A 12,501-nucleotide genomic window follows, 5' to 3' on the forward strand; every position below is an offset into this window, starting at 1 on the left:
AGCCACTTTCAAAACGTTTCAGTTTGGTCAAGCTCAAGGCGGGAGAAAATTTCAACCACAGGAATACATTTAGTATTTCGAGGATTGAAATTTGAGCCCAACGCAGAGATCGGCCAAAATGGGGCGTTTTGAAACTGGCTCTGGAGGATATTTATATGTTTAATAAAATAACAATTGCTGATGCCAGAAAACAATTTTCTGATATTATTAACCGCGTAGCATGTAATGATGAGTCTTTTGTTCTTACAAAAAGAGGTGAGCCTATAGCTGCTCTTGTTTCGATGAAAGAACATAAACTGCTTCAGGAAATTAAGGAGCAAATTGATATTAAAGACGCAAACAAAGATAAAAATGAAATCAATGAACCTGATGAGCCAATTCCCTGGGGAGACCTGATAAAAGACCTTGGATTTTAAAAATACAGGATAGACCTCAGATGGTTGACCAATACATAATGCATAATTATATTGTTAAAAACACTAAAAACAATATTTGGAGCCAGTTTAAAATCAGATATGATGCTTACACATGATAAAATATATTCATGGAAGGGTTGGGGCGGCAAGCTGAATCTTGCAAGCGGAAAGTGTTGGCTTCGCATATATGACCTGAAAAAAGGGGCAAAAAAAGGGGTTTTGCTTTTACACCCGATCATCATTATTGTATCGGATGTCCCTGAAAGCAAAATGTCGGTTAGAAGCTGTGCAGGTCATATCGCTACAATGGTGACATATGATTTTAAAATAGATTATCACCGTATGCTCTGGATTGAATATTATCCGGTAAAATATTATGGAGAAAAAAACGAACATATTATACCTGAAACCTTTGAGGCTGTTGAATTCATATGGCATGACGGTATGGCAATCAAACCTAAATGGAGGATTTTAAAACCCCCGATACTTGATGAAATTATAAATATCATTAAATGAAAGTCTTGATTTAATAATTATACGTGATAGAAAATGCCAAGTTTTTCATAAAACCGTTCAACCCTTAAAATCTTGTTTGATAATAATATGAAAGAATACCAAAAAAAAGCGCTGCTTGCTCTTGAAGACGGAAGAACCTTTGCCTGTAGAAGTTTTACAGGAGAAGGTGAGGCCTTTGGAGAGATTGTGTTTAATACCAGCATGACCGGATACCAGGAAGTAATTACAGATCCTTCATATAGCGGCCAGATGGTTACTATGACATATCCTCTGATAGGAAATTATGGTGTGAATCATGAAGATATTGAGTCTGCCAAAATACAGGTGTCGGCATTTGTAGTTAAGGAATATCAGGATATTCCAAGCAATTTCAGATCTACAGGATCTTTAAGGGATTATCTTATTCATGAAAACATCCTTGGAATTGAAGATGTTGATACCAGAGCCGTTACAAGACATATCAGAGACACCGGAGCTATGAGAGCTTATGTTTCAACGTTTGATACTGATCCGTCTTCTCTTGTAAAAAAGGCTAAAAGCATACCAAGCATGGTTGGACTAGATCTTGTTAAAAGAGTTGCAACTAATAAACCTTATTTCTGGTCTGAAGGAAAAATTTATCCCTTAAATGTGGAAACCACAAAATTAGATAAATCTATATGGAAAAAGAACAAGAAATATTGTGTATTGGCTTTTGATTTTGGAATAAAATACAATATTTTAAGATGTCTTGAAAATGCAGGTTTTGAAGTATTGGTTGTGCCTGCTTCAACTGATGCTAAGGTCGTTAAGGCGATTTCTCCTGATGGAATTTTTCTTTCAAATGGTCCGGGAGATCCTGAACCTGTATCGTATGCAATAGATACAATCAGGTCACTTCTGGAATACAGGCCGATATTCGGCATTTGTCTGGGGCATCAGCTTTTAGGGCTTGCTCTTGGAGGAAAAACATACAAATTAAAATTCGGGCACAGGGGAGCCAATCAGCCTGTTAAAAATCTAATAACCGGCAAAGTGGAAATAACTTCACAGAATCATGGTTTTGTTGTGGATATAAAAAGCTTAAATTCAAAAGATATAGAACCAACCCATATAAATCTTAATGATAATACCCTGGAAGGTTTTAAGCATAGAAAACTTCCTCTTTATGCCGTTCAGTATCATCCGGAGGCATCTCCGGGTCCTCACGATTCCCGTTATCTCTTTAATGATTTTATAAAGTTAATTGAAAATGCCTAAACGCACAGATATAAAGAAAATCCTTATTATTGGCGCAGGTCCTATAATAATCAGTCAGGCCTGCGAATTCGACTATTCAGGAACTCAAGCCTGTAAAGCCTTGAAAGAAGACGGATATGAAGTTGTACTGGTAAACAGTAATCCGGCTACAATTATGACCGATCCGGATATGGCCCACAGGACATATATTGAGCCGGTCACTCCTGAAATACTTGCCATGATAATAGAAAAAGAACGCCCTGATGCACTATTACCCACACTTGGCGGACAAACCGGTCTTAACACAGCTATTGCAACAGCAAAAATGGGTGTTTTGGACAAGTTTCAAGTTGAGATGATCGGTGCATCTGTCGAGTCCATAAATAAAGCAGAAGACAGAGACCTGTTTCGCCAAGCCATGAATAGAATAGGGCTTAGGATACCGGAAAGCGGAATTGCCACAAACATGGAAATGGCAATAGAAATTGTGGATAAAATAGGGTTTCCGGTTATTGTGAGGCCAAGTTTTACTTTAGGAGGCACAGGAGGAGGTGTAGCATATAATTTTGAAGATCTTGAGTTAATAGCAAAATCAGGGTTTGATGCAAGCTTAATCGGGCAAGTAATGCTTGAAGAATCCGTTTTGGGATGGAAAGAATATGAACTTGAAGTAATGCGTGACAAAAATGACAATGTTGTCATTATCTGTTCGATTGAAAATATGGATCCAATGGGAATACATACAGGAGACAGCATTACGGTTGCTCCCGCCCAAACTTTAACCGATGTTGAATATCAGAAGATGCGAAATGCATCTATTGCAATCATGAGAGAAATAGGTGTTGATACCGGCGGGTCTAATGTGCAGTTTGCTGTAAACCCGAAAAACGGAGATATGATTGTAGTTGAGATGAATCCCCGTGTTTCACGCAGTTCAGCTCTTGCATCAAAAGCAACCGGTTTTCCCATAGCAAAAATTGCCGCAAAACTTGCTGTTGGATACACATTGGATGAAATACCTAATGATATAACAGGAGAAACGCTTGCATCTTTTGAACCTACTCTTGATTATTGCGTTGTTAAAATACCAAGATTTACTTTTGAAAAATTTCCTGAAACAAAAGATTATTTAACTACCGCCATGAAATCAATCGGCGAAACTATGGCTATCGGAAGAACGTTTAAGGAAGCTTTGCAAAAAGGATTAAGATCACTTGAAATCGGCAGATTCGGTCTTGGTGCGGATGGGAAAGATCTATGCGATTTAGAAGAAAATAAAATATCTATAAATGAAATTGAGAAAAAACTTTCAACCCCAAATTCTCAAAGAATTTTTTATATCCGGTATGCACTATTAAATGGTATGTCAGTTCAGTCAATATTTGAATTAACAGATATTGATCCATGGTTTTTATACCAGATAAAACAAATAGTTGATCTTGAGGCCGAGATCGCAGATGCCGGATCAAATATTTCGGAAGAACTTTTGCGTATGGCAAAATCTTATGGATTTTCCGATGTGCAAATTGCGTATCTTACAGGTTCAACAGAAGACGCCGTTAAAGTTCTTCGTGAAAAATTAAATATAAGGCCAGTATTTAAACTTGTAGACACCTGCGCTGCCGAATTTAAGGCAGCGACTCCTTACTATTATTCTACATACGAAGAGGAAAACGAAGCAAGAGTATCGGATAGAAAAAAAATTATGATCCTTGGTGGCGGTCCGAACAGAATAGGGCAGGGGATTGAATTTGATTACTGCTGTGTTCAGGCATCATTTGGTATTCGTGAAGAAGGCCTTGAAAGCATTATGGTAAACAGTAATCCGGAAACGGTCAGCACCGACTATGATACTTCCGATAAGCTATATTTTGAACCTCTGACAAAAGAAGATGTTTTAAATATAGTTGAAACCGAGAAACCATTCGGAGTTATAGTGCAGTTTGGCGGACAAACTCCTCTTAATCTTGCAACATCTCTTTTTAATGCAGGTGTTCCAATCATTGGCACTCAACCGGAAAGCATAGACAGAGCGGAAGACAGGGAACAATTTACGGTCATGTTGAAAAAACTTGGCCTGGTTCAACCTGAAAACGGAACTGCATTAAATATTCAAGAGGCCGCCCTGATAGCCGAATCTATCGGATACCCCGTAATTGTAAGACCATCTTTTGTTCTTGGCGGTAGAGCCATGAAAATAGTGTATAACAGAAAGGATCTTGAAAATTTCACAAGGATTGCCATTGAAGCATCTTCTATGCATCCTGTGCTGATAGACAAGTTTCTGGAAGAAGCCGTTGAGGTTGATGTTGATGCAATCTGTGACGGGAAATCAACTATTATTTGCGGAATAATGGAACACATAGAGGCGGCCGGAGTTCATTCGGGTGATTCCGCATGCGTTCTTCCACCTCACAGTATCAACCAGTCTATTATTGATCAGATTACTGCTGCCACAAAAGCTATGGCATCCGAGCTAAAAGTTATTGGCCTTATGAACGTGCAATATGCTATCAAAGGAGACAAACTCTATATTCTTGAAGTAAATCCAAGAGCATCAAGAACAATACCGTTTGTCAGCAAGGCAACAGGCATACCATTTGCAAAACTTGCCACAAAAGTTATGCTGGGGCGCAGCCTTTCCGATCTTGGCATAACTTCCGAAAAAGTACCGACACATATTTCAATAAAGGAAGTTGCGCTTCCTTTTAACAGATTTCCTGATGTTGATACTCTTCTTGGGCCTGAAATGAAGTCGACAGGTGAGGTTATGGGAATAGATACTTCATTCGGACTTGCATTTGCCAAATCACAGCTTGCAGTAGGGCAGAATATACCTGCAACCGGCAATGTCTTTATAAGCGTGATGGATTCGGACAAGAAAGCGGTAATTCCCGTTGCTTCAAAATTTTATGATATGGGGTTTAATATCATTGCAACAAAGGGAACTTCCAAATATCTTTCCGAACATAAAATAGCTAATGAAATTATTAATAAAGTATCTATGGGACGCCCTCATGTAGTTGATGCTATCAAAAACAAGCAGCTTAATATTATCATAAATACCGGAACAGGAGCTGAACCGATGCGCGATGGTTATGAAATACGCCGTGCTGCTATTAAATACAATGTTCCTTGCATCACGACAATTCCGGGAGCCTTGGCTATTTGCAGAGGAATAGAAGAACTAAAAGGTAAAAAACTATCAGTTAAAGCTTTACAAGACTACAATCATAAAGATTAAAATTTACAAGGAATGTTAAATTAAGTGATAAAAAACCCGGATTCAAATACTATGGAAGATGACTCTTATTTAGACGAAAAACCTCGTGAGGCGTGCGGAATATTTGGAATTTATGGCCATCCGGAAGCATCAAAACTTACATATTTCGGTTTGTATGCTCTTCAGCACAGAGGTCAGGAAAGCGCCGGCATTGCTGTTGCAAGAGACAATAAAATATTTGACCACAAGGGTATGGGGCTAGTACCTGAAGTATTTGATATTCACCATTTTGAACATCTTAAAGGATTTAATTCCATAGGCCATGTCAGGTACTCTACTACAGGAAGTTCCATCCTTTCAAATGCCCAGCCATTTGTTGTTTTTCATAAGAAAAAATCATTTGCTGTTGCCCATAATGGAAACCTTGTCAATGCGTTAGCTTTGAAAAATGAGCTTGAAGAAAACGGTTCTATTTTTCAAACTACAATAGACAGTGAGATTTTTCTCCATCTTCTTGTAAAAAATCTCAAATTAGGACTTGAGAAGGCTCTTGTTGAAACAGTTTCAAGATTAAAAGGCGCATTTTCATTTATAGCACTTACAAATGAGGGCGATGTAATAGGAATAAAAGACCCCAATGGCTTTCGTCCTTTGTGTTTAGGTAAAGTTAATGGTAGCTATGTTCTTTCATCTGAATCTTGTGCGCTTGACCTTATTGAAGCTGAGTTTGTAAGAGAACTTGAACCAGGCGAAATCGTCATAATAAATAAGGACGGGCTTAAAAGCATTAAAACTACAGATTGCAGGAACAAGTCTTTATGCATATTTGAATTTATATATTTTGCAAGACCCGACAGCACTATATTCGGCAAAAATGTTTATCAGATAAGAAAGGCCCATGGACGCCGTCTTGCCAAAGAATATCCCACTAATGCCGATTTGGTAATGCCTTTTCCGGATTCAGGAACTTATGCTGCTTTAGGGTTTTCGGAAGAATCAAAAATTCCGTTTGAGATGGGAATGATACGAAACCATTATATCGGAAGAACTTTTATACAGCCCACACAAAGTATGCGTGATTTTGGAGTAAGAGTAAAACTAAATCCTGTAAAAGAGATTCTAAAAGGCAAGGATATAGTAATTATTGAAGATTCTATAATAAGAGGAACTACCGTTAAAACCAGGGTAAAATCGCTTCGCGCACTTGGAGTAAATAAGGTGCATATGCGTGTTAGCGGTCCGCCGCATCGATTTCCATGTCATTATGGCATAGATTTTTCTACAAGTGGAGAACTTATAGCCGCCACCAATTCAGTTGCTGAGCTTAAAGATATTCTTGGTCTTGATTCTCTTTACTATTTGAGCATAGATGGACTTTTGCAATCAACAGGAATTAAAAACCCTGAAAACAGTTTTTGCAAAGCTTGCTTTGACGGTTGTTATCCGGTTGAATTCGATGAATATTTATCAAAAGACTGTCTTGAAAAATAAATTATTGCATGTTATTAGCCAAATGTTATATTTAAAAAAATTCTATATATATATATTATATTATATGATCTTATTATGCAGGAGGCGTTATGATTGAGTCGAAGTATCTTCAGGATAATATGCAGAATATTCAAAAGCTGATGAACATTCCAACTCTAAAGCATTTTGAAATACAAAGCCTTGCAAAGCTTTTACGCCTTAGCAAGATCAGAGATTATGAAGATGGTGAGTTGATAATTATGGAAGGGGAAAAAGATACCTGGCTTTATTTCCTTCTTAGCGGAAGTGTAAGAGTAACGAAAGAAAATTTTGATATTGTAGTAATTGATAAAAAAGGTGAAATTTTCGGGGAGATGAGAATTATCGACACTCTTAGCCGCTCGGCTTCTGTCTATGCCCTTGGTAAAACTGTATGTCTGGCGGTTGATACATCGGCGCAAAAAAAACTAAAAGATGGCGACAGAGATGAACAGCTTGATTTTCTTTTGTTGTTATACAGAATTTTTGCGGAATATATGTCCATAAGGCTGCGCCTGACAAACGAAGAGCTTATAAAAGCCAAAAAGGAGACAGAAAGCCTTAAAAGAAAAGCTCAATGAAAGAAAAAAAAACTGTATCATTTTCAAAAAACTCTACCAATATTTTTTTTCATATTCTTACAAATTGTAATCTTAACTGTCTGCACTGTTATATCAATAAAAAACAACACGGAAACACCACACTTTCTATAGACATAATAAAAGCCTGGCTTGATGCGTTTGCTGCAAAGAGCAAAATAGCGAACGTTGTTTTTTTAGGTGGTGAACCCACCCTGCACCCTGACTTATCCCAAGCTGTAAAGTATGCAATAAAAATCGGATATAAATCTGTGACTGTTGATACAAACGGCTATCTGTTTAATGAGTTTTTGTCAAAAATAGAGCCCAAAGATATTGACTATATCAGCTTCAGCCTTGATGGTGCAACAAGTACGACAAATGACAAGATAAGAGGAAAGGGCTCTTATGATAAATGTGTTTCGGGAATAAAGTCATCGGTTTCTAAAGGATTCAATACAAGCCTGATATATACTGTAAGCAGCGCCAATATTGATGAACTCGCAAAAATGGAACCATTGTTATCTGATCTTAAAATCGGAAGGTTTTTTATTCAGGTTATAGGAATTAGAGGAAAAACGGCAAAGGGCACATCTGTTGAAGGAGTTAATAACCCTCAGGTATTAAGAGAAAAGTGGGTTGATACCATACCGATAATAGCTGAAAAAATTGCAGAGCACGGCATTATTGTAACTTATCCCAAAGTTTTTTTAGAACCCGATGATAAATTTGAGTGTGCCGGACTTGTTGCTGATAATTATTTTATTTTCCCAAACAAAAGAGTCTATAGATGCCCTTTGTGCGAGGACTATCCTATCCATGGTATGGAATTTAGCGGTAACGAGCTGGTTCAAACCGCCAAAATAAATGAAACAGACCTTTTTAAGCTGTCTATTCCCGAAGGCTGTGTAATGAATAAACTTATACAACCCGGCAATTTAAGCTACAACCCGGACGGAAGCCCAGAGTACAAAATAGCCTGTTGCCTTCTTAAAGAAGAAATTCGAAAAAGCTGACGGCGTTTAAAAAAGCCTGTTTATACTTTGAATTAAATAAGCATTATTTCATACAAGTTGTCCTAATTAGAAATTGTTTCGACATTACCGGACAGATCCATTAGAAGTAGTTCTATTTCAAGGTTTGGATATTTCGCTTTTATCTGTTTTGCCAAAGCTAATAGCCTATCCGTGTGAACTGAATTTTCTTTTTTAGGATCTTTTGAAAAATCTTCACCTAAGATTACCTTATATGCCCCACAGTCCCTATGATCCAGGACTACAACTTTTTTTATACTATGAAGTTTAATCGCCACATCAAGATGATCCCAAAATGTCTGATTCCAGGCAGGGTATTTGTCCGTTGTTGCACCTAAAGAGGCCCCGGCTAAAATGACGTGGTCATATTTATCACGTAATCCGCGATCGGTCATATAGCTTTCAGTTTCATTCACCAGGCGATAATCCATACAGCTTAGAAGAAGTATATCCGTATGCCCTGAATGTGCTGCATTAGGAAACAAGGCTATAATAAAAAACGCCAATGCTATCATTAAAAAATATTGGGGATGGATATTCTTATAACTCATGTTTTTCTCCTTTTCTCTTTATTTACTTTTACTTCTTAAACCATTTTCCTGCTGCATCTTGCAGCCATTCACCTGGTTCTGCGTTTTCGAAGATTTGCAATGCCCGGCGTTTGCCGACAAGGGAAATATCTGTTCCCTGTTGTTTTGCTATAGCTGTATAAACTGCTTTTCTGTCGCTGTTTTCATCATTGACAATAATCTTATCATTATCGCCTGCTTTGCTTTCCGGCATTATTTCAAGATATCCCAGATTATTTTCACCTATTGTTCCTTTTGATTTTATAGTCTGGATAATGGGAACCCTTTCGAGCATTCTTGCTTTTATCTCTTTTGCGTCAAGAGCGAACGAAACACAGCAGGTAAAAATCATCACCATAGCAAAAACAGTTATTCCTATACTTTTGTTGGTTGTCATTTGTTTTATCTCCTTCATATGATACATAATTGATTTATTATTTAGCTTTATCAATATCTCCGAAAAAGTCATCAAGCGCCCTGTCAACTTTTATATTAACATCAATCACAATGTGTATAGGTTTGATTTCAACAGGCGCCAGAGCTACTTCATGATGAGTATAACATGCCGGAATGGAAAAAACAGATAATACGCCAAAAAGAATCATGATTTTTTTTATCATAAGCATATCCTTACAGGTTAATGGTTATTTATATAATGGTCTATATTTATGGAGTTGTGAGAAGTTGAGAAACGTTGTTTATTTTTTTACCGGGATTTATCGGTTTTTCTTTATAGCATCCTTGTAATATAAAACTTTGTCAAGAGGAATAGTAAGGTTTATATCAAGACGTATTCCCTGGAAATTTGAACCTTCCCCTGCTGATTTAACTCGCACAAAACCACCTGTTTTTTTATCATAAATAAACGGCAAAGTGTTAACCGGCTTTCCGTCAAACTGCAAATTTAACAAAAGATTCTCTTTTGCACTTGAAAATTTCAGTTTAGCCCAATCGTATTTATAATTTTTGAGCGCTTCTATCGTAAGCTCTATTTGTGCAAATTGATTAGTACCCGGAATCAGGTTTTGAGCAAGAATCTTAGCTTCGGCAAGATGAATAATACCGCCATCTCCTGGGGTAGAATAAAGAAAACCATCTGCAAAAATCAATTTACCATCATTGAATTCTATCGGTATGGTGCCGTTTACAGCTCCAACTCCTTCTGCTTTGGCAACACTAAATTGTTCAATCAACTTTGCAAGATTGATGCGGTCACAAAATAATGTAAGGCTCAAATCATTATTCAGAGACGAAATTCTTAAAGAATTAGTGCTTACAGATCCATCACACCATTTAAAACGGCACTTTTCAATAAAAAAGGATTCAGGCGATTCAATTTGAAAATCAATTTTGCCCTCTGAAAATTGAATCGATCCTATTGATGCTTTGTCGAAATTAAGCTGTTGTTTAGGAGCACTTGATACGGAAGGCAGATTCGGCATATTAAGATTAATTTTAATTCCTTCAATAAGAATTCCCTTGTCTTTGTAGTTAAACAATCCTTCTTCAATGGTTGCTTTAATAAATCCTGTAAACTTATTTTCTATAAACCCTAATTTGCCGTTTAATTGCGCTTTACCTCCAAATAAAAAACCTTTTGCCTGTGGGAATAATCTGTTGATATCACTTCCTGAAGACAGTTTATATTTTTGCATGTTAATACTGATTTCAGTTTCAAAATTATTTAAGGAAAGCAAATCCGTATATCCTGAAAAATCAAGATTCATTCCTTTAAAAGGAATGCTCGTATAACGGCCTTTATAGATTAAGCCTGAATTATTTTGTCTTACTGATCCTGAAAACGAACCAAGATCTATATTTTTCCACAAAATTGTTTTAGCAAAAACGGTGCCCCCGGAATTTGTATCCACAAAAGGCCATTTAAAAGGCAATATTCCGCCGATACCGGATATATTTACTTGTAGTTTCTGATCTGTGATATTTACATCATTGAATTGTATTTTCCCGTTACACTGCAAATCCGTTTTCAAATCCTTTTCGAAATTTCCGGATATTGAAAACGCAGGAATGGTGGTTTTTAACGAATCAGCTGTTATTATGGTATTGTCGGAATTTATATTAAGAGACCCTCTTACATTAGATTTAACTATATCTGCATTTCCGCTAAGAGATATCTTGGGTGTTTTTAAAGAAAGTCTTTTATTAGATGCGCCAAGTCCTGAAATTGACGCTAAATATTTTAAATAATTTTTTTTATCGTTTCCTTTTCCTGATACAACAAAATTTAAATTATTTGATAAAATATCAAGGCCTTTAATATTTATGGGTGTTTGAGAAGTATTCCGGCCTTTTATGGAAGCACCGGATATCTTAAAATTCCATTTTCCTTTATTTGATAAACTCAGGTAGTAATCAGATTTAATTCGGACAGGAGTTTTCCCTCCGGCAAGTGCATAAAAATTACCACTGGCATTAACCATATCCTCACTTTTAACAATATTACTTTTTATACCTGATATATTCATCGGAAAAGGCGAATTAACTAAAAAAGATGTTGCTGAAAAAATCCATTTATTATCTCCACTGTTTCTGATATCAAAAATAACAGGTATCTTTTTACCGCTTATTTCATCTATAGAATTTGTCAGATTAATATTATTGTAAAATGCAGAAAGGTTGTAAGCAGATGCGGAACATGACAAAAAAGATATCTTAAATGGAGAAAAATTTATTTGCATCTTTCCATCGATATCGGCAGAACCTGAAATACTTGTACCAGGAATAAGACTTGAGAAATCAGAAAAACGCTCGAAAGAAATTTGCTTTGCGCCAAAATAAATTTCTGCTTGATTTGTATCTATATTGATTTTGGATGCTATCTTTATATGGGTATCACGTGGATATAGGTTAAGAAGACAATCAATCATGCTTTTATTTATATCATTTGGAACAATTTTTAAGTCAATCGGAATATCTATGTTTTGGTTTTTCAAATGCGTGGTAATAGTGGAATTGCGTAATTCAATACTTTCTACAGGAAAGGATTTGATGTTTTCTGTTGGAGCATTTTTTTTTGATTGAAGTGTTCGGATAAAATTTTGCCAATCGAATCCGAGGATATTAAATTTTCCATTGTTAAATTCGCATTCAATACGGACTCCGCTTATAATAACTTTTTTAATATTTTTTTTATAAAGTCCTATGGGATCATATTCAATATGAACCGAATCAATTGATGGTGAGTCTATGTTATCCCGATCTGTAGATATATAGGCTATATCGGCCCCGAATAAGCCTGCCTTTTGAATTTTAAAACGCAGGTTATCAATTCCGATTTCTTTTGCCGTTTCGGGAAGTAATTTGGACTCGACATAGTTTATGATAAATTTATAGAAATAAGTTATTGAGATATAACCTGTAAAAAATATTAACAAGCAGAGTATGATATATAGTGTTTTACGATAACGGGGCATAATA

11 protein-coding genes are annotated in these 12,501 nt (G+C 36.4%); 7 read left to right on the plus strand and 4 right to left on the minus strand.

All coding sequences use genetic code 11. The features are described from left to right. The first annotated feature begins 155 nt into the window (after positions 1–155). The 7 genes from KKC46_15320 (at position 156) to KKC46_15350 (ending at position 8,476) form a co-directional block, all read left to right on the plus strand. Positions 156–416 (plus strand): type II toxin-antitoxin system Phd/YefM family antitoxin, encoded by a 261-nt coding sequence (locus KKC46_15320; protein MBU1055171.1) that lies wholly within the window; start codon positions 156–158, stop codon positions 414–416. 99 nt (positions 417–515) lie between these two features. Further along, the gene (locus KKC46_15325) at positions 516–932 is read left to right on the plus strand and encodes a hypothetical protein (protein MBU1055172.1); all 417 of its coding nucleotides are present in this window, start codon (positions 516–518) and stop codon (positions 930–932) included. An 87-nt stretch (positions 933–1,019) separates the two neighbouring features. Beyond that, positions 1,020–2,171: a glutamine-hydrolyzing carbamoyl-phosphate synthase small subunit gene (gene carA, locus KKC46_15330; GenBank protein ID MBU1055173.1), complete on the plus strand. Its 1,152-nt coding sequence runs from the start codon at positions 1,020–1,022 to the stop codon at positions 2,169–2,171. Next, the gene (carB, locus tag KKC46_15335; protein ID MBU1055174.1) at positions 2,164–5,394 is read left to right on the plus strand and encodes a carbamoyl-phosphate synthase large subunit; all 3,231 of its coding nucleotides are present in this window, start codon (positions 2,164–2,166) and stop codon (positions 5,392–5,394) included. The genes carA and carB overlap by 8 nt, the downstream gene beginning before the upstream one ends. Positions 5,395–5,445: 51 nt before the next feature. After that, positions 5,446–6,864 (plus strand): amidophosphoribosyltransferase, encoded by a 1,419-nt coding sequence (locus tag KKC46_15340; protein MBU1055175.1) that lies wholly within the window; start codon positions 5,446–5,448, stop codon positions 6,862–6,864. Between the two features lie 89 nt (positions 6,865–6,953). Continuing rightward, the gene (locus tag KKC46_15345) at positions 6,954–7,463 is read left to right on the plus strand and encodes a cyclic nucleotide-binding domain-containing protein (GenBank protein ID MBU1055176.1); all 510 of its coding nucleotides are present in this window, start codon (positions 6,954–6,956) and stop codon (positions 7,461–7,463) included. After that, positions 7,460–8,476: a radical SAM protein gene (locus KKC46_15350; GenBank protein ID MBU1055177.1), complete on the plus strand. Its 1,017-nt coding sequence runs from the start codon at positions 7,460–7,462 to the stop codon at positions 8,474–8,476. Before KKC46_15345 ends, KKC46_15350 begins: the two co-directional genes overlap by 4 nt. Before the next feature lie 62 nt (positions 8,477–8,538). Here the strand turns inward: KKC46_15350 and KKC46_15355 are convergent, their stop codons facing one another. From KKC46_15355 to KKC46_15370, 4 genes are all read right to left on the minus strand, one after another. Continuing rightward, a complete protein-coding gene (locus KKC46_15355; protein MBU1055178.1) occupies positions 8,539–9,045 on the minus strand; it encodes a hypothetical protein in 507 nt (168 codons plus the stop codon). 28 nt (positions 9,046–9,073) lie between these two features. Further along, entirely contained in the window at positions 9,074–9,460 is a 387-nt protein-coding gene (locus KKC46_15360; protein MBU1055179.1) for a YdbL family protein, read from the minus strand. Between the two features lie 37 nt (positions 9,461–9,497). Further along, a complete protein-coding gene (locus tag KKC46_15365; GenBank protein MBU1055180.1) occupies positions 9,498–9,683 on the minus strand; it encodes a hypothetical protein in 186 nt (61 codons plus the stop codon). A gap of 96 nt (positions 9,684–9,779) precedes the next feature. Next, on the minus strand, positions 9,780–12,497 hold the full coding sequence (locus tag KKC46_15370) for a YdbH domain-containing protein (GenBank protein MBU1055181.1): 2,718 nt from the start codon (positions 12,495–12,497) through the stop codon (positions 9,780–9,782). Positions 12,498–12,501: the final 4 nt, after the last annotated feature.

The sequence above is a fragment of the Pseudomonadota bacterium genome, assembly GCA_018817425.1.
Lineage (GTDB): Bacteria > Desulfobacterota > Desulfobacteria > Desulfobacterales > RPRI01 > RPRI01.